The sequence below is a fragment of the Actinoallomurus iriomotensis genome, assembly GCF_030269445.1.
Classification (GTDB): Bacteria; Actinomycetota; Actinomycetes; order Streptosporangiales; family Streptosporangiaceae; genus Actinoallomurus; species Actinoallomurus iriomotensis.
Window position 1 is genome coordinate 288,099 of sequence record NZ_BSTJ01000001.1, and the last position, 23,485, is coordinate 311,583.

The following is a 23,485-nucleotide window of genomic DNA, read 5'->3' on the forward strand; positions in this document are numbered from 1 at the left end:
TGTGAAATCTCTCCTGGTCAGGCTAGGAATCGGAGACGTCGCCGGTCTTGTACAGAAGCGACAGGGGTTGCCCCGCCTCGTCCTGCCGGCACAGTTCGGTCGCGGTGCGGCCGATGAAGCGCGTCAGCGAACGGGCGAGGTGCGGCTGGTCGTAGTAGCCGAGCCGGTTGACGACATCGAGGGACGCGACGCCCTCGCCGAGCAGGATCGCGGCCTGCCGGGCGCGTTCGATCTGCCGGATGCCGCCCTGCGTGAGCCCGGTCGCCGCCGCGACGCGACGCTGCACCGACCTCGTCCCGACGGCCGGCGGCCGGCCCACCATGACCTCCTGGACGAGAGGATCGCGTATGACGACGCCCTCCCGCACGAGCCGGCCGACGAACTGCTCCGCGCTCTCGAAGCCGGGGATGAACCACTCTTCACCGCCGAGCGCGAACCTCGTCGCGGTCGCGTGCGGGCTCTCCCACGCGGAGTCGACGAGGCGCGCGGGAGGCAGGTGCGGCATCGAAGTGCCGTGCGCGAACGTGATGCCGAAGGACTCCGACCCGTCGGGCACGTCGACGCTCGAGGCCGTGGTCTCCGGCCCTCGTACGGCGGCGTGCGTGTGGCCTTCGTGCGTCCAGAAGACCAGCTCCCAGTTCGACGTCGCGATCGAGGTCATCCGCGCGACGCCGGACGCGCGGCTACGCCACACGCGGTGGACGTACGGGGAGTCCGACGGCCGGTCCTCGTTCTCCAGCGGCATCCCGTCTCCCGATGACATATGTGCGGCCGAGGGGCGCGCTCAGGCGTCCCGGGCCTCGCCGCGCTCGTGGACCAGGGCGGCGAGTTCGGCGACCGCGTGACGGGCGCGGTCGCCGTCGGACGCCTGGATGCCCATCGCCGGAAGGGTCGAGCCGTCGGCCAGATCCAGCATCGGCCACGGCGCGCCCTCCGGCATCGACACGCCCAGGATCTCGGCCCACTCGTACTCATGAGTGCGCAGGCCGTTGACCACCGTCACACCGCGATCGTCGGCGGTGATCCGGCTGCGCGCGAGGATGTGCAGGATCCCCGCGAGGATCAAGCCGATCACGACCAGGCCGATCCGGTCGCCGACGGCCCAGTTGGACGGCATGCCCACGGCGAGGGCGACCGAGCCTGCCACGACCACCACGGCGAGAACGTACGGGATGATCCGGGCACGGTGCGGCCGCCACGTCGCCGCGGTCACGTCAGTCGACGATCTTGCTGATCGGGATCTCGAGGATGTCGCAGCCGCCGGCCGCCTTGATCGCCGGGATGAGGGTGTTGACGCCGTGCTTGGCCACGACGCTCTCCACCGCGTGCATCTCGCCGCCGGCCAGGCGGGTGACCGTCGGGGACGACAACGACGGCATGATGCTCAGGACGTCCTGCAGCTGCGCGTCGGGGACGTTGAGCTTGAGCAGGACGTTGCCGCGGGCCCGGATCGCGCCCTGCAGCAGCAGCGCGATGTCCTCCATGGCGGCCCGCTTGTTCGGGTCCTCGTACGCCTCGCGGTTGGCGACCAGCTCGGTGTAGCTGACCAGCAGCGTGTCGAGGATGCGCAGGCCGTTCTTGCGCAGGGAGGACCCGGTCTCGGTCAGGTCGACGATCGCGTCGACGATGTCGGGCACCTTCGCCTCGGTGGCGCCGTACGAGGGCACCACTCGCGCCTTGACGCCGTGCTCGGTCAGGAAACGCTCGGTCAGCGCCGGGAACTCGGTGGAGATCCGCACGCCCTCCGGCAGGTCCTCCACCGACTGCCAGGGGGCGTCGTTCGGCACGGCCATGATGACGCGCACCGGGTTGGAGGTCGCCTTGGAGTACTTCAGCTCGCCGAGCGAGACGACGTCGGCCTGCGTCTCGGTGATCCAGTCACGCCCGGTGATGCCGAGGTCGAAGAGCCCCTGCTCCAGATAAGTGGGGATCTCCTGCGGGCGCAGCACGCGAACGCGGTCGATGCGCGGGTCGTCGACCGACGCGCGGTAGTCACGATCGGAGCCACGGCGGACCGTCAGATCGGCGGCGTCGAACAGCTCGAACGTCGCCTTCTCCAGCGAGCCCTTGGGAAGCACGAGTGACAGCACGGTGAAAGACCTTCCTACGGATGAGAGATCGGTGTCGCGGCGTGAGGGACTTCAGGAGCCTTGATGCTCCTCGTGATGCCGCGCGTGACCGTGATGCCGCAGGCCCCTCAAGGTCAGTGCCGTATCGAGTGCGGCCACGGTCGCCTCCCATCCTTTGTCTTCGCTGCTGTCCGGCCGACCGCAGCGGTCCAGTGCCTGGTCAAGCGTCTCACAGGTTAGTACGCCATTGCCGATGGGGGCGCCCTCATCAAGGGCAACCCTCGTCAAACCCGCCGTTACCGAGTCGCATACATAGTCAAAATGGGGCGTACCCCCCCTGATCACAGCGCCGAGACAGACGACCGCGTCGTGATCACGGGCGAGCTGCTGGGCGACGACCGGAAGTTCGAGGGCGCCCGCGACCCGTACGACGACGGGCTCCGGCAGGCCGCACTCCTTCGCGGCGGCCAGCGCGCGTTCGAGCAACTGGTCGGTGATCTGACCGTTCCAGCGGGCAGCGACCACGCCCAGGCTCAGCCCGGACGCGTCGACGGCCGCGGCTTCGGGACGTCCCGCACCGCTCATGACAGCTCTCCGATGTGGTGGCCGAGGCGGTCGCGCTTGGCCGTGAGGTAACGACGGTTGTACTCGGTGACGACGACGGGCAGGGGGGTACGGCCGCGCACCTCGACGCCGAAGCCCTCCAGGCCCGCCAGCTTGAGCGGGTTGTTGGTCAGCACGCGCACCGACTGGACGCCGAGGTCGATCAGCATCTGTGCCGCGTTGACGTACTCGCGCGAGTCCACCGGCAGGCCGAGCTCGATGTTGGCGTCCACGGTGTCGGAGCCGTTGTCCTGCTGCGCGTAGGCCCGCAGCTTGGCGAGCAGGCCGATCCCCCGGCCCTCGTGCCCGCGCAGGTAGAGGACGACACCTCGGCCCTCCGCGGCGATCGCCGCCATCGCGGCGTCGAGCTGGGTGCCGCAGTCGCAGCGCTGGGAGCCGAGCACGTCGCCGGTCAGGCACTCCGAGTGCGCCCGGATCAGCACGTCCTCGCCGTCGCCGAGATCGCCGAGGACGAGCGCGAGGTGCTCGCCGCCGTCGACGGCGCTGGAGTACCCCACCGCGCGCCACATGCCGTGCCGGTTCGGGATGTGCGTCTCGGCGACCCGCGCGACCATCCGCTCGGTGCGCTTGCGGTACGCCACGAGCTGCTCAATGGAGATCAGCTTCAGGTCGTGCTCCTTGGCGAACACCTCGAGCTGGGGCAGCCGGGACATCGTGCCGTCGTCGTTGACGACCTCGGCGAGGACCCCGGCCGGGGTCAGCCCGGCGAGCCGGGCCAGGTCCACCGCCGCCTCGGTGTGGCCGCGCCGCCGCAGGACGCCGCCCTCGTGGTAGCGCAGCGGGAAGACGTGGCCGGGCCGCACCAGCTCGTACGGCTCGGTCGCCGAGTCGCACAGCCGCCGGATCGTGGTGGCGCGGTCGGCCGCGGAGATGCCGGTGGTCACGCCGTCGCGCGCGTCCACGCTGATGGTGTACGCCGTGCGCATCCGCTCGCGGTTCCGCGTGGTCATCAGCGGGATGTCGAGGCGGTCCAGATCCGCGCCCTCCATCGGCACGCAGATCACGCCGCTGCTGTAGCGGATCGTGAAGGTGAGCAGCTCCGGGGTCGCCTTGGCGGCCGCGAAGATGATGTCGCCCTCGTTCTCACGGTCGGCGTCGTCGACCACCACCACGGGCCTGCCCGCGGCGATGTCCGCGATCGCCTCTTCCACTGTGTCGAAGCTCATGCCGCGACCGCCTCCAGTTCGGCACTCCGCCGCTGCCGGCGGTATTGGTTGATCCAGTTACGGAACCCGGCGAGGACCATCACGAAGAAGATCACGTACGCCGCCCCGGAGACGTACAGGCCGGACTTGATCGCCAGGGGCACGCCCACGAGGTCCACCAGCACCCAGATGACCCAGAAGTCGACGAGGGCGCGGCTCTGCGCGAACGTCGCGACCGCGCTGCCCGCGAAGATGTACGCGTTCGCCGTCGGGGACCAGGTGATCTGCAGCCAGGAGATGTTCGCGAACAGCAGCGCCATGGCCGCCGTGCCACCGGCCAGGGCCACCACCAGCACGACGCGCTCGCGCCCGGTGGCCGGGCGCACCGGCAGGCCGTCGCTCTCGCGGATGCCGCGCAGCCACTTCACCCAGCCGTAGGAGACCAGCGCGACGAACAGCACCTGCTTCAGGGCGTTGCCCGGCGCGTGCGCGCTCACCGAGGCGGTGAACAGCAGCACCGCGCCGGCGAGCTGGACCGGCCACGTCCAGATGGTGCGCCTGATCGCCAGCCAGACCGTCGCCAGGGAGAACACGTTGCCCAGCAGGTCGGTCCACAGCACCTTCTCGCCGAGGATCGTCACACCCGCCTGCGTCCAGGAGCTCATGAGGCCTCCTTCGTCGGAGGAGCGGCCATGAACGCTGTGCCGTCGATTCGCTCACTTCGTTCGCTCATGGCCGGACTCCGGCGGCGACGAGCCGCTCGACGTACTTGGCCACGACGTCGACCTCGAGGTTGACCGGGTCGCCGGGGCCCTTGCGGCCGAGCGTGGTCAGCTCCAGCGTCGTGGGGATCAGGGCGACCGTGAAGGCGTCGTCGCGGGCCTCGACCACGGTCAGGCTGATGCCGTCGACGGTGATCGAACCCTTCTCCACCACGTAGCGGGCCAGATCCGCCGGCAGGCCGATCGTCACGACCTCCCAGCGGTCACCGGGCTCGCGGGAGGCGATCTCGCCGACGCCGTCGACGTGGCCCTGCACGATGTGGCCGCCGAGCCGGTCCGACGGGCGTACGGGCCGCTCGAGGTTGACCGGGCAGCCGGGGGCCAGCGCGGCGAGGGAGGACCGGTCGAGGGTCTCCTTCATCACGTCGACGGTGAAGGCGTCGTCCTTGACGTCGGTGACCGTGAGGCAGACCCCGTTGACCGCGATGGACGCGCCGTGGACGGCGTCGGAGACGACCAGCGGGCCGCGTACGGTGAGCCGGGCGGAGTCGCCCTCGCGCTCGAGCGCGACGATCTCCCCCAGCTCCTCGACGATTCCGGTGAACACTTCAGTTCTCCCTTCGAGACGGTGCCGGCCGGTCGCGTACCGTCGCGGTGATCCGCAGGTCCGGCCCGATCGTGGTGACGTCGTCGATGTCGAGGTGGTACGCCTCCGCGAGCGTCGCGATCCCGGCGTCGCCGAGGGCGGCGGTCCCGGCGCCGAGCAGCGCCGGCGCCAGGTAGGCGACGACGCGGTCGACCAGGCCCGCGGCCAGGAACCCTCCGGCCAGGGACGGACCGCCTTCGAGGAGCACGGAGACGATCTCGCGTTCGGTCAGCTCCGCGAGCAGGGCGGACAGGTCCAGGCCGGGTCCGCGCCGGGAGCGCGGCACCCGTACGACGGCGGTGGTGGACTCCAGGGCGGACGCGTCGGTGTCGTCGGCGACCGCGACCAGCGTCGGCGCCGCGTCGTCCAGGACGCGGCTGTCCAGGGGTGTACGGGCGCGGGCGTCGGCGACGACGCGCAGCGGGCGGCGATGGGTGCGCAGGTGGTCGTGCGGTTCGAAGCCGCGCACGGTGAGACGGGGATCGTCGGCCAGTACGGTGCCGGACCCGGCGATGATCGCGTCGACGCGTGCGCGCAGGCGGTGGACGTCCTCCCGCGCGGAGGCCCCGGTGATCCACTGGCTGGTGCCGTCGGCCGCGGCCGACCGGCCGTCCAGAGTGGCGGCGAACTTCCAGGTCACGTGGGGTCGGCGCAGGCGGGCATGGGTGAGCCATTCGGCGTTGACCCGCTCGGCCTCGGCGGCGAGGAGCCCGGACTCGACGGACAGACCGGCCTCGGCGAGCCGCCGCCCGCCGCCCTGGGCCTGGTCGCTGGGGTCGCCGACGGCGTACACGACCCGGCGCAGACCGGCGGCCAGGATGGCCCGGCTGCAGGGCCCGGTGCGTCCCTGATGATCGCAGGGTTCGAGGGTGACGAGGAGCGTGCCGCCCCGCGCGCGGTCCCCGGCCTCGCGGAGCGCGACGACCTCGGCGTGCGGACCGCCCGCGTACGCGTGGAAGCCCCGTCCCACGGGCGCTCCGTCGGCGTCGAGCACGACGCATCCGACGACGGGGTTGGGACTGGTCTCACCGAGCGCACGCGCCGCCAGCGCGATCGCGTCGCGCATCGCCGTCTCTTCCGCGGAAGATGCGGTCACCCCGGGCCTCCTGATCCAGGCTCCGGGATGTGACGGCGTGATGGTGCCGACGCCACTACCGTGCCCCGCACAGGGCACGGCCGCGCGCTGCCTCCCATCCGGACTTTGACCGTCGGTCCCGGAATTCCACCGGGTCAACCGGCCGATGGTTTCGGCCGGGTCGCGGACTGTAACCGCCGGTTCGGAATTTCACCGACCCCGGAGCACGCTGATGAACACTCCCAACCAGTGTGCCACGCGAGACATTCCCCGCGTTGTGTGAGGAAGAGCACGTTGACGCCCCACCCTCCGAACCCAGCGCCAGGTCCTCGCACGTGACCGCTTGACCGCAACTGCCGATCGGTGTTCAGCGACATCCGCACAGTGCCGCCACGCCCTTGACCACCGTGAGCGCGGCGCCCGCCATGGCCAAGGCGATCACGGCGGTGCGGCCCCGCGCCGGCGAGAAGCGCCCGGCCAGGCGGTTCCCGGTGAGAACACCGACGGTCAGTCCCGCCGCGACCGTCGCCCATTCGGCCGCGGCCATCGACGGCCGGCCGCCCTTGGCGGCCAGCGACGCGACGCCAAGGACTCCGAACACCAGCTGGGCCGTTGCCGCGAACCGGTGCTGCGCCCAGCCGGAGGACACCGCGTACAGCGCGACCGCCGGCCCGCCCGCGCCGACGGTCGCGTTGAGGAAGCCCGATCCGATTCCGGCGGCCACCGCCCCCGGTGTGCCGCGCAGCACCCGCGCCCTCTCGCTGGCCACGACGGCGACCAGGGCGCACAGGATGAGCACGCCGACGACGACGGCCAGCGGCGGTGCCGGCAGGGTCCTCGCCATCCAGGCCCCGGCCGCCACGGCCGGCAGCGCGGGGCCGATGAGCAGCGCGGCCCGGCGCGGGTCCACGTCCCGCCAGACCTGCGTCAGGACGACGAAGGCGGTGAGGACGGCGCAGGCGTTGACCACCAGGACGCCGTCGAACGGACCCAGGAGCAGCACCAGGTACGGCGAGGTCACGAGCGAGAAGCCGAGCCCGGTGATCCGCTGAGCCGCCGCGCCGACGAACACGACCAGCCCGAGTCCGATCGCCTGGATCATCTCCCCGCCTCCCCTCGACGCCGACCGTACGGGACGCGCCGCGGCGAAGAGTAATGAGATTCACCGGTCCCAGCCGTGGTGCCCGGAGCGGGAAGTCCGGTATAGATCGAATGACGTTCTAAAACCGCACGCCGGAAAGCCGAGGACCGAACCGATGTCGCAGCGATCTGAGTGGATCGAGCCTGGAGCGTTCCAGGTCGCCCCTGGAGTCCACCGGATACCGCTGCCGCTGCCCACAGACGGCCTCCGGGCGGTCAACGTCTACGCGATCGAGGACGACGAGGGCCTCGTGCTGATCGACGGCGGCTGGTCGCTGGAGGAGTCGCGGCGGCAGCTGGAGACCTCGCTCAAGGAGATCGGGTTCGGGCTCGCCGACATCAGCCGTTTCCTGGTCACCCACGTCCACCGGGACCACTACACGCAGGCGGTCGCGGTACGCCGGGAGTTCGGCACGCGGGTGAGCCTGGGCATCGGCGAGCGCCCCACCCTCGAACTGCTGACCGCCGCGGGGCCGACCGACCGCTCCCCTCAGCTGGAGCAACTGAACGCCTGCGGCGCGGCGCCCCTCATCGAACGGCTGCGGGCGGTGTGGAAGGAAGGCGGGCACAACCCGTCCGAATGGGCCATGCCGGACGACTGGATCGAGGGGCGGATCCCGGTGCCGCTGACCGGCCGCGAGCTGCTGGCCGTGCCGACGCCCGGCCACACGCGGGGTCACCTGGTCTTCGCGGACCTGACCGCCGGGCTGCTGTTCGCCGGCGACCACGTGCTGCCGCACATCACCCCGTCGATCGGCTTCGAGAGCGCGCCGGAGGCCTCACCGCTCGGCTCCTACCTCGCGTCGCTCAAGCTCGTACGTGAGCTGCCCGACCTGCGGCTGCTGCCGGCGCACGGACCGGTCACCGATAGCGTGCACTCCCGCGTCGACGCGTTGCTGGACCACCACGCCGAGCGCCTGGACGCCTGCGCCGCGGCGGTCGCCGCCGGGGCGGGCACGGCGTACGAGACGGCCCGCGCGCTGACCTGGACCCGGCGAGGACGCCACTTCGACGAGCTGGACATGTTCAACCAGATGCTGGCGACCACCGAGACCCGCGCCCACCTGGAGGTCCTGGTCACCCAGGGCCGCCTGAGGAGCCACGTCGAGGACGGCGCCTCCGTCTACGCCCCCTGACGGGACGCCCGGGTCGCCTGGGCGCGCAGCGAGCGGACCGCCTCGGCCGGGTCGTCGGCGGAGTACACGGCCGAGCCGGCCACGAACACGTCGGCGCCCGCCTCCGCGCAGCGCTCGATGGTCTCGGTGTTCACTCCCCCGTCGACCTGGAGCCACACGTCGAGGTCCCGGCCCTTGATGAGGTCGCGGGCTCGGCTGATCTTCGGCAGCACGACGTCGAGGAACGGCTGGCCGCCGAAGCCCGGCTCGACCGTCATCACGAGCAGCATGTCGATCTCGGCGAGCAGGTCGGCGTACGGCTCCACGGCCGTGCCCGGGTTGAGCGCCAGACCGGCGCGGGCGCCGGCGGAGCGGATCTCCCGCAGCGTGCGGATCGGGGCGCTCGCCGCCTCGGCGTGGATGGTGACGCTGGCCGCCCCCGCCTCGGCGTAGCCGGGCGCCCACCGGTCGGGGTCCTCGATCATGAGGTGGCAGTCCACCGGAAGGGGCGTCGCCTTGAGCAGCGCCTCGACCACCGGCAGGCCGAGGGTGAGGTTGGGCACGAAGTGGTTGTCCATCACGTCGACGTGGATCCAGTCGGCGTCGGCGACCGCCGCGACCTCGTCGGCGAGCCGGGCGAAGTCGGCGGACAGAATGCTGGGAGCGATTTGCACGGCCATGATGCGGTCAAGTGTAGGGACGCCCCGCACGCCGCGCACCAGGCCTTCGGACGGCCTCGGGAGAACCGCCCGTCCGTCACCGGCTCAGCCGGGCTTGACCGCCGAGAAGCACGCCAGCGCTCCGGTGGCCGTGACGTCCGCGGACTCCAGCCCGGCGTCGTCCAGCCAGCCTCGCAGGTCGGCGAGACTCCCGGGCCGGCCGAAGTCGCCGCGCGACCGCAGGAGCGCGATGAGGAGGTCCTGCCGGCGGCCGGCCCCGGTCACGAGCGCGCTGCCCCGCAGCACGCCGCCGGGCCGCAGCACCCGGGCCATCTCGGTCACCGCGCCGGCCGGGTCGGGCAGGCAGTGCAGCCCGTTGTAGGTGAGGCAGCGGTCGAACGACCCGTCGGCGAACGGCAGCCGGTCCACGCTCACCCCCGCGAACGCGGCGTCCAGTCCACGGCGGCGTGCCTCCGCGCGGGCCCGGCCGAGCATGAGACGTGACAGGTCCGCCGCGACATACCGCAGGCCGGCGCCGCGCGGCACGCCGCGGAACGCCACTCCGCCCCCGCACGGCACGTCGAGCACGACGGCGCCCGGCGGCAGCCGCCCCGCCTCGGCGAAGGAGTCGTAGAGGGGGCGCATGTCGGCGCCCCACAGCAGCCGGCCGCCCAGCCGGGCGATCGGCTCGTGTTCGGCCCCGAAGTCGTAGACGGCCGGGACCAGGCGGCCTCTCCGCCAGTGCCGGTGGAGCCGATCGGCCGCGCCGCTCACACCGCGCCCTCCTTCGGCCCCGAAGCTTACGAATCGCCGTCCTTGGGCGCACGCTCCCGCATGCCGCCCGCCGACATGACGTCGATCTCGGCCACGGCGTCCCGCAGCGCCTCGAGCGTAACCGCGACCGACGGCCGGCGCACGCTCGCCGTACGGGCGACGGCGTACACGTAGCGGGTCAGCGATCCGGGCAGTTCGCGTGCCGCGATGCCCGGCACCGCGGCGGTCAGCGCCAGGCTGGGCACGGCCGCGATCCCGACGCCGCGCGCGACCAGGCCGAGGATCGTGCCGAGCCCCTCGAACTCCCACGGCATCGGCGGCGCGCCGCCGACGTCGGCGAGCAGGCGGTCGAATGCCTGGCGTGACGGCTCGCCCGCCGGCGCCGCGAGCCAGGGCTCGTCACGCAGCCGCCACAGGTCGATCTCGCGGCCGGGATCGGCGGCCCAGTGGCCGGACGGCACGACGAGCACGAGCGGGTCGTGCAGGAGCAGCGAGAAGCGCAGGCTGCCGCCCCCACGCGTGGGAAGCCGCCCGGTCCAGTCGTCGACCAGCGCGAGGTCGACCTCTCCGGAGCGCACCTGCCGCAGCCCGTCGCCCGGCCGCGTCTGGCGCAGCTGGAAGGTGAGGCCCTCGTGGCGGCGCAGGCTGTGCGCGAGGGCGGGCGCGAACGCCACCGCGGCCGTGGGGAACGCCGTGAGCACGATCTGCCCGGTCGGCTCCGCCTCGGACAGGTCGGCCTCGGCGAACTCGATCATCCGCAGGATGCGGTCGGCATGGTCGGACAGCCGCCGGCCCGCGTCGGTGAGCTCGGCGCTGCGCGCCGTGCGGTCGAGCAGTGTGGTGCCGACCTCGCGTTCGAGCACGGCGAGTTGCTGTGAGACGGCGGACGGCGTGTAACCGAGGGCCTTGGCGGTCGCCGCGATGCTGCCGCGGTCGGCGAACTCCCGCAGCAGCCGCAGCCGTCGTACATCGAGCATAAGTTCAGCTTACGCCCGGCAGCGGAAAGCCTCGCTTGTACTGATGCACCGTTCCACCACACCATGGAGACGTACGGCCGCGCGCAGGTCAACCAGCCAGAAGAGCTCCTTGGAGTGAACTCATGTCAGTCGCCATCTCCGCGACTCTCGCCGCCAACGAGGCCCTCGACCACAGACGCCGCATCGGGCTGCCGGTGCTGCCCCTCGCCTTCGGAGAGGCGGGCCTGCCCGTCCTGCCGTCGCTGGAGCGGCAGCTCGGCACCGCCGCCGGGCGTGGCGCGTACGGTCCCGTCGCCGGCAGCCCCGACCTCCGCACCGCCGCCGCGGGTTACTGGCACCGCCGCGGCCTGCCGGCCGACCCGGGCCTGATCGTCGCGGGCCCCGGCAGCAAGCCGCTCCTGTACGGCCTGCTGCTCGCCATCGGCGGAGGCGTCGTCGTGCCCCGCCCGAGCTGGGTGAGCTACGCCGCCCAGACCCGTCTCATGGGCGCCGAACCGATCTTCGTCGAGACGCCTCCCGGTGAGGGCGGCGTGCCCGACCCGGACGCGCTGCGGGCCGCCGTCACGCTCGAACGCGCGGCGGGGCGCCCGGTGAGCTGCCTCGTCGTCACGCTCCCCGACAACCCCACCGGCACGCTGGCCCGGCCGGAGACGGTGCGGCGCATGTGCGAGGCCGCCCGCGAGCTCGACCTGATCATCATCGCCGACCAGATCTACCGCGACCTGCTCTTCGACCAGCACACCGACTTCCCGTGCCCGACGCGGTACGCCCCCGAGCGCACCGTCATCACGACCGCGCTGAGCAAGAACCTCGCCCTCGGCGGCTGGCGCATCGGCGTGGCCCTGCTGCCCGAGGCGCTCAGCGGGCTGCGCGACCGGCTCGCCGGCGTGGCCAGCGAGATCTGGTCCAGCACGTCCGGCCCGACGCAGCAGGCCGCGGCGTACGCCTTCGCCGAGCCACCGGAGGTCGTCGAACGCGTCGCGGCCAGCCGGCGGCTGCATGAGACCGTCGCACGCGCCATGGCGGAGCGCTTCACCGCCGCCGGCGCGCGGGTGCCGCGTCCTCAGGGCGGCTTCTACCTGTACCCCGACTTCGAGGACCTTCGCGAGACGCTCGGCGTGGAAACGTCGGCCGAGCTCGCGGCGCTCCTCCTCGACCGGTACGGCGTCGGCGTCCTGCCGGGCAGCGCCTTCGGCGACGCGCCGGAGGCCCTGCGCCTCCGGGTGGCCACCAGCCTGCTCTACGGCGAGACCGACGAGCAGCGGCTCACCGCCCTCACGTCCCCGGACCCGGCCGGACTGCCGTGGATCGCCGCCGCCCTCGACCGCACGACCGAGGTGCTCACCGATCTGACCGCCTCCGCCTGCGAGGAACGGGTCGCCGTCACCGCCTGAGCGACCGCCTCGCGAGGACCCCCGCCACGGGCGATGCCGCCGGTGGGGGTCCTCGCGAGAACGTGGTCCTGTGTAGGCGACATAGGTTTTGGTCACTGCGTGAAGCTTGCTGTGTGGGCGCGGTCATGGGGTATTTGTCCGCAGACCGCTGATTGGTGGTTCGGTAAGAGCGGTTGAGCGACCGGCGTCATGTGACGCTGCCCCGGCTGGGCACGATCCGTACGAGCGAGTCCACCCGTGAACTCGCCCGGCGTCCGGAGCGTGGTACCGGCCGGATCATGGCGGCCACCGTGCGGTACGAGGGTGGGCGGGGGCTGGTGTCCTTCACCTGCGAGGTCCAGCGGGCCGGCCGAACGTGTCCCCGCACGCCCTGCCGCCGTGGTGGGGGTGGACCTCGGGGTGAAGGATCTCGCGGTGCTGTCCACCGGTGATGGCCCGTGCGGTGGCCGATGTCGGTGTGGGCGAGGTACGGCGGCAGCTGGTCTACAAGACCACCTGGAACGGCGGGCGGCTGGTCGTGGCCGACCACTGGTTCCCCCCAGCAAGACCTGCTCGGGTTGCGGCGATACGGAAAACGCCCCCCGGTAGACCGGGCGGGACGGCATCGGCCGTTCCGGTGGAACCGGTGTAAGACCCACCCCAGGTGGGCCCTCGGCACTGAAGCGGGAACCCCGGAAACGGGGAACGCCGGACCGCAAGGCCACGGCTGCCTGACAAGTGCGCCACACGCGATCACATTTCAGGTAACGGTTCTGGCATCCTGGAGCGATGGCCGACAAGCTCAGGGTCGAGCTCACCGGTGTCCCCCAGACGCTGCTGTGGAACCTCTACCACCGCGCCGCCGAGGCCCGCCGGCCCGACGGCCTCCTGGACGACCCCAGGGCGGTCGAGCTGGTCGACGCGATCGACTTCCCCTTCGAGCGGTTCGGCGAGCCGGCGATGGCGCAGTGGCACGCGCTGCGGGTGCTGTGCTTCGACCGCGCGGTCCGCCGGTTCATGACGGCGCACCCCGGCGGCACGGTGGTCGCGCTCGGCGAGGGGCTGGAGACGCAGTTCTGGCGCGTCGACGACGGCCGGGTGCGCTGGCTGACCGTCGACCTGCCGGAGACGGTCGAGGTGCGCCGGCGACTGCTCCCGGACGACCCGCCGCGCCGCCGTACGCTCGCCGGATCCGCGCTCGACCTCGCCTGGACGGACGAGGTGGACGCGGACGAGGGCGTGCTGATCTCGACGCAGGGGCTGCTGATGTACCTGCAGCCGGACGAGGTGCGGTCGCTGATCGCCGCGTGCGCCGAGCGCTTCCCCGGCGGCACGCTGGTCTTCGACGCGGTCCCCCACTTCATGGCCGAGCGCAGCCGGCGGGGCGGGATGAACCCCGGTGCCGCCTACCAGGCGCCGGCCTGGCACTGGAGCCTCGACCCGGGTGAGCATCGGAAGGTGCTGGAGTACTCCCCGAAGATCTCCGGCGTCCGCGACCTGCCCTACCCGCGCGGCCGCGGCCTGCTGACGATCGCCCCGCTGGTCGGCCGCATCCCGCTCATCCGCAAGCTCCGCATGCCGATCGTCGAGGTCCGCTTCGCGGCGTGAGACCCGGCCGGATCAGCCGACGCCCGCCATCGGCGCACGCGCCGCGGGGCGCTCGCCGCCCGCGCGCCGGAAGGAGTGCCAGGACAGCACGGTGGCGGTGGCGAGAACGGCCCCGCTGATCAGGAAGATGTTCTGGATGCCCAACGCGGCGCCCGCGAGACCGGAGAAGGTCATGGCGAGTACGGAGACGGTACTCGGCACGATCGACATCAGTCCCATCAGGGCGTTGTCCACCTCCGTCTGTGTCAGCGCCCCGATCCCCGTCTGGATCGCGACGGTGAGGAGACCGAACACGAGGTAGGCCGCCGGCAGGCCCGCCACGGTCGTGGTCCAGGCGAGGGAGGCGATCAGTGCCGCCAGCGCTGTCCACGACGTACGGCGTCAGCAGCACGGCCATCGGGCTCAGGGTGAAGGTGAGGGCGCTGAACACCAGCAGGAGTATTCGGGCACGGGTGAACGCCATGGGGCACCTCTCGGGGGTGGGAGGAACGCGATGGTGACGAGTGGTGTTACGTCGCCAGGCCGTGCAGGAGAAGATCGGCCGGCCCATCGGTGCTGACGCTGGCGGGTCCGGCGTCCCAGCCTCCGCCGCGGCCGAGTGCCATCACGATCGCGAGGACGAGCGTGGCGGCGTCCTCCGGGGACCCGCGCAACGTGTCCGCGTCGGCCTCGAAGGTCGCGACGACCGCGGCATGAAGACTCTGGTAGGAGGCGGTGCGGCCGTCCGAGAGGCGCCTGCGCTCCTCGTCGGACAGCGACTCCTGCCGGCGTGGCCGCGCGGCGCCCGCGAGACTGACCGCGTTCACCACCGCTCCGGTCCGTTCCGCCTGGGCGCGCAGGACCTCGATCAGCGCGACCAGACGGTCCCGCAGCGGCAGGGACGGTTCGATCGCGGCCAGCTCCCGCACCGTGTGGTGCGGGTCGGTCACCTCCGTGCGAACCACGATCGGCGGTCAGCAGGTCAAGATTCGCGGAAGAACGAGAGAACGAGCGTTAGGCCCGGCGGCGGAGCAGTGCCAGGAACATCGCGTCGGTGCCGTGCCGGTGCGGCCAGAACTGGGCGTACGGGCCCTCGCCCAGGTCCGGGACGCCCTCCAGGTACGACGGGGAGTCCAGGCGCTCGATGTCGTCGCGGCCGCGCAGCACGTCGTCGACCACCACTCGGGTCTCGGCCAGGTGCGGTGAGCAGGTGACGTACGCGACCACCCCGCCGGGGCGTACCGCCTCCAGGGCCGAGCCGAGGAGCCGCCGTTGCAGCGGGCCGAGTTCGGCGATCGACTCCGGGCTGCGCCGCCAGCGGGCCTCCGGGCGGCGGCGGAGCGCGCCGAGGCCGGTGCAGGGCACGTCGGCCAGGACCCGGTCGAAGGTGCCGGGACGCCAGGCGGGCCGGGTGCCGTCCACGACGGTGACGGCCGCGGCCGGGTCGGCGGCGCGGCGTACCAGCCGGGCCCGGTGCGGCTGCAGGTCACAGGCCAGCAGGTGCGCGCCGCGCTCGGCCGCGAGCCCCGACAGCAGCGCGGCCTTGCCGCCCGGCCCGGCGCACAGGTCGAGCCAGCGTCCGTCGGGGCCGTCGAGCTCGGCGCGGGTGAGGGCGAGCGCGACGAGCTGACTCGCCTCGTCCTGTACCGCGGCGCGCCCCTCGGCCACGGCGGGTACGGCCGCCGGGTCGCCCTCGGGCAGGTACGCGGCGTACGGGGAGTAGGCGGCGGGGTCACCGCCCAGCTCGGCGACGGTCGCGCGGCCGGGCCGGGCCACCAGGGTGACGCGCGGGCGTTCGTTGTCGGCGGCCAGCAGCGCCTCGACCTCGCCGGCGCCGGCCGCGTCGCGCAGGGCGTTCACGATCCAGCGCGGATGGCTGTGCACGACCGAGAGGCGGCCGGTCTCGTCGTCGGGCGCGACGATGGCGAGCCACGCGTCCAGGTCGCGGGCGGACACCTTGCGTAGCACGGCGTTGGCGAACTTCGCCTGCCCCGGGCCGGCCACCGAGCGGGCGAGGTCGACGGCGGTGCCGACGGCGGCGTGTGGCGGGATGCGGGTGCCGAGGAGCTGGTGCGTGCCGAGCCGCAGGACGTTGAGCAGCGGCTGGTCGATCTTGGCCACGGGGCGGTCGCTGCACATGCCGAGGACGGCGTCGTACGTGCCGCGCCCGCGCAGCGTGCCGTACGTCAGCTCGGTCGCGAGCGCGGCGTCGCGCCCGGACAGGCCGCGTTCGCGCAGCAGGGAGGGCAGGAGGAGGTTGGCGTAGGCGTCGCGTTCGTCGACGGCCTGCAGGACGTCGAACGCGGTGCGGCGGACCTGGTCGCGAGGGCGCCGGGGGGCCGGCCGGCCCTGTCCCCTGCCCTGTCCCTTGCCTCGCCGGGAGCCGGTGGATCGCTGCGGCATCAGATCAGCGCGTCGCCTTCGGCCGGGCGCACGCCGCGGGCCCAGGCGGTGGCCGGCATGCGCTGCTTGCCCTGCGGCTGGACGTCGCCGAGGACCACGGGATGGGAGCCGGTGCCGGCGAGGACCTCGGCCTTGGTGGCGCGCAGCTCACCCGGGGCGAGCGGCTCGGCGTCCGGCGCCGGGCGTACGGGACCGAGCTTGAGCCGGTCGCCGCGGAACGTCGTCCAGGCCCCCGGCGCGGGCGTGCAGGCGCGGACGCGCCGGTCGACGTGCTGCGCGGGCAGCGTCCAGTCGACGTGGGCGTCATCGGGGGTGAGCTTGGAGGCGTACGAGACGCCGTCGGCGGGCTGCGGGCGGGGCTCGAGCTCGCCGTCCTCGACGCCGTCCATGGTCGCGACGAGCAGGTGCGCACCGGTCTCGGCGAGCCGCGCGAGCAGGTCGCCGCTGGTGTCGGTCGGCTGGATCGGCTCGGTCACCACGCCGTACACCGGCCCGGTGTCGAGGTCCTCCTCGATCTGGAAGGTCGCGGCGCCGGTGATCTCGTCGCCGTGCAGCACGGCCCGCTGCACCGGGGCGGCACCGCGCCAGGCGGGCAGCAGCGAGAAGTGCAGGTTGATCCACCCGTGGCGGGGGATGTCCAGCGCCACGCGCGGGATCAGCGCGCCGTAGGCCACGACCGGGCAGCAGTCGGGGGCGATGGCGCGCAGCCGGTCGAGGAACTCCGGCTCCTTGACCTTGGCGGGCTTGAGCACCTCGACGCCCGCCTCGGCGGCGCGCTGCGCCACCGGGCTCGGCGTGAGCCTTCGCCCGCGCCCGGCCGGGGCGTCGGGCCGCGTGATGACCGCGACGACCTCGTGCCGCGACTTCAGCAGGGCGTCGAGCGCGGGTACGGCGGTCTCCGGCGTGCCGGCGAACACGAGGCGCACTAGAGCGCCTTGCCGAACATCGGGTGCGGGGAGTCCTTGACCACCGGAGCGTCGTCGCCGAACCACTCCGACTCGCGGATCGCCTTCATCGCCGCCTTGCGCTGGTCGGGGTCGAGCCGGTCGATGAAGATCACGCCGTCGAGGTGGTCGGTCTCGTGCTGCACGCAGCGGGCCAGCAGGTGGGTGCCCTCGAGGACCACCGGCTCCCCGTACATGTTGAAGCCCTTGGCCACGACGCCGATCGCGCGCTTGGCCGGGAAGACCAGGCCGGGCAGCGAGAGGCAGCCCTCGTCGCCCTCCTCCTGTTCGTCGGTCAGCTGGAGGCTGGGGTTGACGAGGTGGCCGAGCTGCTCGTCGACGTAGTAGGTGAACACCCGCAGGCCCACGCCGAGCTGCGGCGCGGCCAGGCCGACGCCGGGCGCGTCGATCATGGTGTCGGAAAGGTCCTTGACGAGCGTGCGCAGCTCCTTGTCGAAGTCCTTCACCGGCTCGGCCGGGGTACGCAGCACCGGGTCGCCGAAGAGGCGGATGGGCTTGACGGCCACGAACGGCTCCGTTCACGTCTCGTAGTTGGGCAGGACCAGTCTACGGTTCAGATCAGCTCGAGCGGGTCGACACGGACGCGCACGACGTCGGCGGTCTTGCGCGTGCTGCGGGTGGCCTGCGCCGCCTTGAGAAGCCGGGACAGGGCGGCGCCCCGGCCCCGATCGACCCGTACCAGCGCGCGCTCCTGGCCCTCCCCCAGCTCGACCGGCCCGAGCACCTCCGCGTCGTCCGGCAGGCGGGCGGCCTCGACCAGCTCCCGTATCGACTGCGGCGTGCCGGTGAGCGAGGCCATCCGCACGGCGGGCGGGAACCCGAGCTCCCGGCGCTCGGCCAGCTCCCGCTCGGCGTACGTGACGGCGTCCCAGCGGATCAGGGCCTGTACCGGCGCGAGCGACCCGTCCGCGAGCACGATGACGGGGCCGCGCGGGCGTACGAGGGCGGCGGCGTTCATCCAGCGCCGCAGCGCCTCCTCCCCGGCGCGCAGGTCGGCGCGGCCGAGCAGCACCCAGCCGTCGAGCAGCAGCGCGGCGGCGTACCCGCCGTCGGCCACCGGCTCGGCACCGGGCGTCGCGACCACCAGCGCCGGTTCGCCGGAAACCTCGGCGAGCACGCCGTCGCGGCCGGACGTGCGCACGGGCACCCCGGGGAACGCGCGGCCGAGCTCCTCGGCGGTGCGCCGCGCGCCGACGACGACCGCCCGCACCTGGCCGCCGCCGCACTCGGGGCACCGCCAGGCCCCGGCGATCCGGCCGCACCAGCGGCAGTACGGGGCGGCGTGCGAGGAGCGCAGAGACAGCGGACCCTCGCACTCGGGACAGCGCGCCGGCCCGCGGCAGCGCGAACACGCGAGCGCGGGAACGTAGCCGCGCCGCGGCACCTGCACGAGGACGGGCCCGTGCTCGAGTCCCTGCCGCGCGGCGCGGAACGCCATGTGCGGCAGGCGCGCGCTGCGGGCGGCCTCGTCGCGCGCCAGGTCGGCGTCGTCCCCGGCGGGCCGCACATAAGCCATGGAGGCGCGCAGCCGCTCCCGCCCGGGCACGAGCGGCCGGGCCCACCCGGCCCGTACGAGCTGCGTGGCGTCGGTCGTGCGGGTGAACCCGCCGATGAGCGCCCCGGCCCCCGCCCGGTGCGCCCGGAGCGCGAGCACCTCACGAGCGTGGGGATAAGGGGCGTGCGGCTCGGCGTGCACGTCGTCACCGTCGTCCCAGAGCACGACGAGCCCGAGCTCGCGAACGGGCGCGAACATCGCGGCCCGCGTGCCGACGACGGCCGCCACCCGCCCACGACGTACGGCGAGCCAGCGACGGTAGCGCTCGGCGGGCCCGAGCTCGGCGGTGAGCGCCACATGACGGCCGTCGCCGAGCTCCCGGCGCAGCGCCCGATCGACACGCGCCACGTCGCGACCGTCGGCAACGATGACGAGCGCCCCCCGCCCGCCGGCGAGCACGGCCCGCACCGCGAGCGCGGCCTCCGCCGTCCAGTCACCGCCGGGCAGCGCGTTCCAGACGGCCCGCGGCGCCCGCCCCGCCGTGAGCGCCTCGAGAAACGACGCACCCGCGGGATAGGCCTCCCAAGGCCCGGCCGCCGGAGCCGTGACGTCAGGGGTCCGCGCCCCGAGTTCCCGTCCGCCGCTCCGCCCACTGGGAGCGGGTACGGCCCCGGTCACCACGACGCCCTCCGAAGCCGCGGCGTCACCGGCCTCCGCCTCGGACTCCTGACCACCACCTGGCTCACCGGATGCGGGTACGGCACCGGTCCCCATGAGGGAACCCGCCGTCACACCGCCCGCTCCGGCGGCCTCATCGTCACCGCCGGTTCCGCCACTCCGGACGGCCCCGGCCCCGGCCTGGTCGCCCCCGGCAGTCCCGGCACCACGGTCGGCCTGGCCGCCACCGTCTGCCGCACTGACACCGCTTGCCGCGTCATCGCCGTCCGGTGCGTCGTCTCCACCGTGCGACGCGTCAGGACCGGCGAGAACGCCGGGAGCGGAGGCTTCTCGGTCGGCTCCGGCCTCACCAGAACCGGCGGGAACGCCACCACCAGCCACGTCACCGCCACGACCGGCGGACGCGTCGTCACCACCGCCGGCGAGCACCCCGCCGCCGGGCATGCCGCTGTTACCACCGCCGGCCTCCCCACTGCCATCAGGAGAGATCCCACCGGCAGAGGGCTCACCGGTGTCGTCGGCGGAGACCTCAGGCGGTGCCACGGGTGCCGAGTCCGTGAAGGCGACGGTGTCCGGCGCCCTCGGGACATCGGCGCGCGACGCCTCAGCGGTGGCCGCGGCGTCCGGCGAACCGGCCGTCTCCTCGGCCGCTCGGCCCTCCGGGTGGTCGTCGCCCGGCCGCGCCAGGTCCGTTTCCTCCCGCCCACGGCCGCCCTGACCCGCCGTACCGCTCGTCGTCGCCGGCCCTGCCGGGTCGGCCGGGGCCTCGTCCGCCGTACCGCTCGTCGTCGCCGGCCCTGCCGGGTCGGCCGGGGCCTCGTCCGCCGTGCCGGACTCCACCGGACCGGTCCCGCTCACAGGATCGGCCAACGCCTCGAGCGCCGACCCGGACTCCGCCAGACCGGTACCGCGCCCACAATCGGCCCGGGCCTCATCCACCGACCCGGACTCCACCGCGCCGCTCCCACTCCCAGGATCGACCAACACCTCGGACGCCGACCCGGACTCCGCCAGACCGGTACCGCGCCCACAGCCGACCCAGGCCTCATCCACCGACCCGGACTCCACCGCGCCGCTCCCGCGCGCGGGATCGGCCGACGCCTCGGGTGCCGCCGGGCCGGGATCGCGCCCAGAGTCGGCCAGGGCCTCATCCGCCGACGCGGGCTTCGCTGAGACGTTTCCGCCTCCGGATTCGCGCCCAGGGGCCGATGGGCCGATTTCGTTCGCGGGCGCGGACGCGTCCTCGTTCTCGACGCGGGCGTGGCGGGGCGGGATGGCCAGGCGCAGGACGTCCGCGAGGGTGCCCGCGTAGCGGTCGGCGATCTCTCGGGCGAGCGCGGCGATCTCCGGGGCCAGGACCGGCTCCGGGGAGGTGACGCGCTCCAGGTACGCGAGCCGGCCCTCGTGGTCGCTCTTGTCCACGCGTTCGAGCAGGAAGCCGTCCATGAGCTGGCCCGCGAACCGGACCCGGACCCGGCATCCGGGGACGGCCGCCTCGTCCAGCGCCGAGGGGACCAGATAGTCGAAGGGGCGGTCGAGGTGCGGGAGCGGCATGTCCACCGCCACCCGCGCGACCGGGAGCGCCTCGGCGGGCGTGCGGGTGTTCTTCTTGGTCGTGCGCTTACCCCGGCCGGGGCCGCGGTCCCGCGCGCCGCCGGCCGGCGCGGGTGCCGCCGGCTCCGGGAGGTCGCCCATCCCGGGAAGCACGCCCATCTCCACGCCGTCGGTCACCTCTCCGTCCTACCAGACCTCCCCACCGCGAACGCGCGACCACGGCCACGCCCCGCCGCCCCACGAACGTACGCGCCGGAGCCGAACCGGCGCGCCACCCGCCCCGACCGGGCGGCCATCGGGGCGGCGACCACGACCCGAACGCCAACCCGTACGCGGGGAGCACGAACAGGAACCCCGCCCCGACCGGGCGGCCATCCCAGCGGCGACCACCACCCGAACACGCCAACCCCCGTACACAGGGAGCACGAACACTCCATCCGACCGAGACGCCCACCCCGGCGACCACCACCACCCGAACACGCCAACCCCCGTACACAGGGAGCACGAACCGCACCCGCTCCGACCGAGACGGCCACCCCGGCGGCGGCCACGCCCCGAACACGCCGTCCTCGTACGCGCCGGAGCACGAACAGGCACACCCGGCGGCGACCACTGCCCGCGCACGCCGTCCCCGTGCGTACCGGAGCACAGGGACACCCCAGCGGGACGGCCCTCCCGGGCGGCTACCGACTCGATCACGGCCACGCCCCGCCGCCGCGGACCCGGACCGGCAGGCCGCCCGCCTCGACCCGGCGATCACGGCCCGCGACACGGAAACGACCGTGGGCCGCGCCCGTAGCGCCGAAGGATCCGGGCGCCTCCCCGGGCGGTCGTCAGGCGTCTTCGCGGACCGTCTTCGAGGCGTGCTCGGCAGCCACGCGTTTGGGGACCACGCCGCGCCAGGCGTCCAGGACGAGTTCGTGCATCTCCTCCACCGAGATGGCGTCCAGGCGGACCTCGATCCAGTTGAAGCGCTGGTCCGACACCCGGGGCATCAGGAACTTCTCCGGCTCGGCGGCGATCATCGCCTCCCGCTCCTCCTTGGGGAAGCCACAGCCCATCGTGGTCTCGTCCCGGGAGAGGGCCGCGTAGACGATCTTGCCGACGCGGAACTTCACCCGGTCGCGGATGAGGTGTTCCTCCGAGCGCGGCAGGGTGGACGTCAGGCGGCGGATGTCGTCGATCGTGACCATGGGGCGGCCTCCTCCTTAGCGGCGGCCCTCAGCATGGCACCGGGCACCGACAGACCGCGGCGACGCTCAGGCCGGGGTGAACGTGACCGGTACGGCCTTCGGGCCGCGCAGGCTCGCGACGTGCCAGCGCAGTTCGTCGAACGGCACGGCCAGGGTCAGGTCGGGCAGCCGCCGCAGGATCGCGCCGATGGCGATCTCGCCCTCCAGGCGGGCGAGAGGCGCGCCGAGGCAGTAGTGGGCGCCGTGCCCGAACGCCAGGTGCGTGTTCTCCGTACGGGTGACGTCGAGCCGGTCCGGGTCGGCGAAGTGCTCCGGGTCGCGGTCCGCGATGGCCGTGGCGATCATGACGGTGTCGCCTCGCGGGATCCGCACGCCGCCGATCTCCACGTCCTCCGTCGGGAACCGGATCACCCCGGGGTTGACCGGCCCGTCGTAGCGCAGGAGCTCCTCCACCGCGCCGGGCAGCAGGCCCGGGTCGTCGCGGACGAGCTTGAGCTGCTGCGGATGGGCCAGCAGGGTCGCGGTGCCGCCGGCGATGAGGTTGACCGTGGTGATGTACCCGGCGACGAGCAGGAGGAAGGCCATCGCGACCAGCTCGTCCTCCTCCAGGCTCCCCTCGTCGTCGCGCGCGGTGATCAGCGCGCTGAGCAGGTCGTCGCCGGAGTGTCCGCGCTTGTCCGCGATCAGGCTTTCGAGGTACCCCCACATCCGGCGCCACGCCCGGTCCACGACGTCGCGGTCGTAGTGCTGCTCCTGGCCGAGAATGTCGTCGGTCCACTCCTGGAAGCGCGCGCGGTCGGTGACGGGCACGCCGAGCAGTTCGCAGATGACGGTGACCGGCAGGGGCAGCGCGATGTCGGCGACCAGGTCGGCGCGGCCGGCGGGCGCGACGGCGTCGATCAGGCCGTCGGTGATCTCCTGGACGCGCGGGCGCAGCGCCGCGACGCGGCGGGCGGTGAACGCCTTGGAGACGAGACGGCGCAGGCGGGTGTGGTCGGGCGGCCCCACCCTGATCATGCTCCGCAGGAACGACTCGCGCTCGGCCGAGGGCAGCAGGTCCAGCAGGCGGCCGTCGGTCGCGTCCCGCAGGTCGCTGCTGAAGCGCGGGTCCGACAGCGCGGCCAGCCCGTCCTCGTACCGGGTGACAAGCCACGCCTCGATGCCGCGTACGGTCGCCACGCGGCGTACGGGGCCCTCGCGGCGCAGCCTCTTGTAGAAGGGGAACGGGTCCGCGACGAACGCCGGGTCGTCGTACGGGAAGACCTCCGGCTCACCCACCGGGCACCTCCTC

General features: G+C 73.4%; 22 protein-coding genes, 2 pseudogenes and 1 riboswitch. Of the genes and pseudogenes, 3 read left to right on the plus strand and 21 right to left on the minus strand.

Features of this window, described 5'->3' with window-relative positions; all coding sequences use genetic code 11:
* Nucleotides 1-22 precede the first annotated feature (22 nt).
* From QSK37_RS01345 to QSK37_RS01385, 9 genes are all read right to left on the minus strand, one after another.
* Nucleotides 23-745 (minus strand): helix-turn-helix domain-containing protein, encoded by a 723-nt coding sequence (locus tag QSK37_RS01345; protein ID WP_285616943.1) that lies wholly within the window; start codon nt 743-745, stop codon nt 23-25.
* Nucleotides 746-784: 39 nt separating this feature from the next.
* Entirely contained in the window at nt 785-1,213 is a 429-nt protein-coding gene (locus QSK37_RS01350) for a PH domain-containing protein (protein WP_285616944.1), read from the minus strand.
* Nucleotide 1,214: 1 nt separating this feature from the next.
* Nucleotides 1,215-2,090 carry an ATP phosphoribosyltransferase gene (hisG, locus tag QSK37_RS01355; protein WP_285616945.1) on the minus strand — a complete coding sequence of 292 codons (876 nt, stop codon included), beginning with the start codon at nt 2,088-2,090 and terminating at the stop codon, nt 1,215-1,217.
* Between the two features lie 51 nt (nt 2,091-2,141).
* Entirely contained in the window at nt 2,142-2,654 is a 513-nt protein-coding gene (gene ribH, locus QSK37_RS01360; protein ID WP_285566700.1) for a 6,7-dimethyl-8-ribityllumazine synthase, read from the minus strand.
* Nucleotides 2,651-3,859, minus strand: coding sequence for a bifunctional 3,4-dihydroxy-2-butanone-4-phosphate synthase/GTP cyclohydrolase II (locus tag QSK37_RS01365; protein WP_285616947.1), 1,209 nt, complete (start codon nt 3,857-3,859; stop codon nt 2,651-2,653). The genes ribH and QSK37_RS01365 overlap by 4 nt, the downstream gene beginning before the upstream one ends.
* Nucleotides 3,856-4,503: a nicotinamide mononucleotide transporter family protein gene (locus QSK37_RS01370; protein ID WP_285616949.1), complete on the minus strand. Its 648-nt coding sequence runs from the start codon at nt 4,501-4,503 to the stop codon at nt 3,856-3,858. The genes QSK37_RS01365 and QSK37_RS01370 overlap by 4 nt, the downstream gene beginning before the upstream one ends.
* A 64-nt stretch (nt 4,504-4,567) precedes the next feature.
* Nucleotides 4,568-5,167, minus strand: coding sequence for a riboflavin synthase (locus QSK37_RS01375; RefSeq protein ID WP_285616951.1), 600 nt, complete (start codon nt 5,165-5,167; stop codon nt 4,568-4,570).
* Nucleotide 5,168: 1 nt separating this feature from the next.
* A complete protein-coding gene (gene ribD / locus QSK37_RS01380) occupies nt 5,169-6,302 on the minus strand; it encodes a bifunctional diaminohydroxyphosphoribosylaminopyrimidine deaminase/5-amino-6-(5-phosphoribosylamino)uracil reductase RibD (RefSeq protein ID WP_285616952.1) in 1,134 nt (377 codons plus the stop codon).
* A gap of 80 nt (nt 6,303-6,382) precedes the next feature.
* Nucleotides 6,383-6,513: riboswitch (FMN riboswitch) on the minus strand.
* A gap of 135 nt (nt 6,514-6,648) precedes the next feature.
* Complete coding sequence (locus QSK37_RS01385) at nt 6,649-7,383, minus strand: sulfite exporter TauE/SafE family protein (RefSeq protein WP_285616953.1); 735 nt, start codon at nt 7,381-7,383, stop codon at nt 6,649-6,651.
* 154 nt (nt 7,384-7,537) lie between these two features.
* On the opposite strand from QSK37_RS01385, the gene QSK37_RS01390 reads away from it, so the two are divergent.
* A complete protein-coding gene (locus tag QSK37_RS01390; RefSeq protein WP_285616954.1) occupies nt 7,538-8,557 on the plus strand; it encodes an MBL fold metallo-hydrolase in 1,020 nt (339 codons plus the stop codon).
* Here QSK37_RS01390 and rpe read toward each other — a convergent pair.
* From rpe to QSK37_RS01405, 3 genes are all read right to left on the minus strand, one after another.
* Nucleotides 8,545-9,216 carry a ribulose-phosphate 3-epimerase gene (gene rpe, locus QSK37_RS01395; RefSeq protein ID WP_285566712.1) on the minus strand — a complete coding sequence of 224 codons (672 nt, stop codon included), beginning with the start codon at nt 9,214-9,216 and terminating at the stop codon, nt 8,545-8,547. The two genes, QSK37_RS01390 and rpe, sit on opposite strands and share 13 nt — an antisense overlap.
* Nucleotides 9,217-9,300: 84 nt before the next feature.
* Complete coding sequence (locus QSK37_RS01400; RefSeq protein WP_285616955.1) at nt 9,301-9,969, minus strand: class I SAM-dependent methyltransferase; 669 nt, start codon at nt 9,967-9,969, stop codon at nt 9,301-9,303.
* Between the two features lie 26 nt (nt 9,970-9,995).
* Complete coding sequence (locus tag QSK37_RS01405; protein ID WP_285616957.1) at nt 9,996-10,946, minus strand: LysR family transcriptional regulator; 951 nt, start codon at nt 10,944-10,946, stop codon at nt 9,996-9,998.
* Nucleotides 10,947-11,068: 122 nt separating this feature from the next.
* Here QSK37_RS01405 and QSK37_RS01410 point away from each other — a divergent pair, with 122 nt between their 5' ends.
* A complete protein-coding gene (locus QSK37_RS01410; protein ID WP_285616958.1) occupies nt 11,069-12,340 on the plus strand; it encodes a pyridoxal phosphate-dependent aminotransferase in 1,272 nt (423 codons plus the stop codon).
* A gap of 768 nt (nt 12,341-13,108) precedes the next feature.
* Complete coding sequence (locus tag QSK37_RS01415) at nt 13,109-13,927, plus strand: class I SAM-dependent methyltransferase (protein ID WP_285616959.1); 819 nt, start codon at nt 13,109-13,111, stop codon at nt 13,925-13,927.
* A 12-nt stretch (nt 13,928-13,939) separates the two neighbouring features.
* On the opposite strand, the gene QSK37_RS01420 is transcribed toward QSK37_RS01415, so the two are convergent.
* The 9 genes and pseudogenes from QSK37_RS01420 to QSK37_RS01455 form a co-directional block, all read right to left on the minus strand.
* Nucleotides 13,940-14,248, minus strand: coding sequence for a hypothetical protein (locus tag QSK37_RS01420; protein ID WP_285616960.1), 309 nt, complete (start codon nt 14,246-14,248; stop codon nt 13,940-13,942).
* Between the two features lie 188 nt (nt 14,249-14,436).
* Nucleotides 14,437-14,871, minus strand: a complete 435-nt coding sequence (locus QSK37_RS01425; protein WP_285616962.1) for a hypothetical protein — start codon at nt 14,869-14,871, stop codon at nt 14,437-14,439.
* A 49-nt stretch (nt 14,872-14,920) separates the two neighbouring features.
* On the minus strand, nt 14,921-16,309 hold the full coding sequence (locus QSK37_RS01430) for an RsmB/NOP family class I SAM-dependent RNA methyltransferase (RefSeq protein WP_285616964.1): 1,389 nt from the start codon (nt 16,307-16,309) through the stop codon (nt 14,921-14,923).
* Nucleotides 16,309-17,235, minus strand: a complete 927-nt coding sequence (gene fmt / locus QSK37_RS01435) for a methionyl-tRNA formyltransferase (protein ID WP_285616965.1) — start codon at nt 17,233-17,235, stop codon at nt 16,309-16,311. Before fmt ends, QSK37_RS01430 begins: the two co-directional genes overlap by 1 nt.
* Nucleotides 17,235-17,780 carry a peptide deformylase gene (gene def, locus QSK37_RS01440; protein WP_285566722.1) on the minus strand — a complete coding sequence of 182 codons (546 nt, stop codon included), beginning with the start codon at nt 17,778-17,780 and terminating at the stop codon, nt 17,235-17,237. Before def ends, fmt begins: the two co-directional genes overlap by 1 nt.
* A 47-nt stretch (nt 17,781-17,827) precedes the next feature.
* Nucleotides 17,828-19,369: pseudogene (locus QSK37_RS51610) on the minus strand (primosomal protein N'); the annotation flags it as partial.
* A 1,407-nt stretch (nt 19,370-20,776) separates the two neighbouring features.
* A pseudogene (locus QSK37_RS51615) lies at nt 20,777-21,160 on the minus strand (primosomal protein N' family DNA-binding protein); the annotation flags it as partial.
* Nucleotides 21,161-21,834: 674 nt separating this feature from the next.
* Nucleotides 21,835-22,194 carry an MmcQ/YjbR family DNA-binding protein gene (locus QSK37_RS01450; RefSeq protein WP_285616967.1) on the minus strand — a complete coding sequence of 120 codons (360 nt, stop codon included), beginning with the start codon at nt 22,192-22,194 and terminating at the stop codon, nt 21,835-21,837.
* A 66-nt stretch (nt 22,195-22,260) separates the two neighbouring features.
* Nucleotides 22,261-23,472, minus strand: coding sequence for a cytochrome P450 family protein (locus tag QSK37_RS01455; protein ID WP_285616968.1), 1,212 nt, complete (start codon nt 23,470-23,472; stop codon nt 22,261-22,263).
* Between the last annotated feature and the right edge of the window lie 13 nt (nt 23,473-23,485).

Coding starts and splice junctions, on each gene's coding strand:
- QSK37_RS01345 (WP_285616943.1), bottom strand. CDS start 745: ATGCCGCTGGAGAACGAGGACCGGCCGTCGGACTCCCCGTACGTCCAC.
- ribH (WP_285566700.1), bottom strand. CDS start 2,654: ATGAGCGGTGCGGGACGTCCCGAAGCCGCGGCCGTCGACGCGTCCGGG.
- QSK37_RS01365 (WP_285616947.1), bottom strand. CDS start 3,859: ATGAGCTTCGACACAGTGGAAGAGGCGATCGCGGACATCGCCGCGGGC.
- QSK37_RS01370 (WP_285616949.1), bottom strand. CDS start 4,503: ATGAGCTCCTGGACGCAGGCGGGTGTGACGATCCTCGGCGAGAAGGTG.
- QSK37_RS01385 (WP_285616953.1), bottom strand. CDS start 7,383: ATGATCCAGGCGATCGGACTCGGGCTGGTCGTGTTCGTCGGCGCGGCG.
- QSK37_RS01390 (WP_285616954.1), top strand. CDS start 7,538: ATGTCGCAGCGATCTGAGTGGATCGAGCCTGGAGCGTTCCAGGTCGCC.
- rpe (WP_285566712.1), bottom strand. CDS start 9,216: ATGGCCGTGCAAATCGCTCCCAGCATTCTGTCCGCCGACTTCGCCCGG.
- QSK37_RS01405 (WP_285616957.1), bottom strand. CDS start 10,946: ATGCTCGATGTACGACGGCTGCGGCTGCTGCGGGAGTTCGCCGACCGC.
- QSK37_RS01410 (WP_285616958.1), top strand. CDS start 11,069: ATGTCAGTCGCCATCTCCGCGACTCTCGCCGCCAACGAGGCCCTCGAC.
- QSK37_RS01415 (WP_285616959.1), top strand. CDS start 13,109: ATGGCCGACAAGCTCAGGGTCGAGCTCACCGGTGTCCCCCAGACGCTG.
- QSK37_RS01430 (WP_285616964.1), bottom strand. CDS start 16,309: ATGCCGCAGCGATCCACCGGCTCCCGGCGAGGCAAGGGACAGGGCAGG.
- QSK37_RS01450 (WP_285616967.1), bottom strand. CDS start 22,194: ATGGTCACGATCGACGACATCCGCCGCCTGACGTCCACCCTGCCGCGC.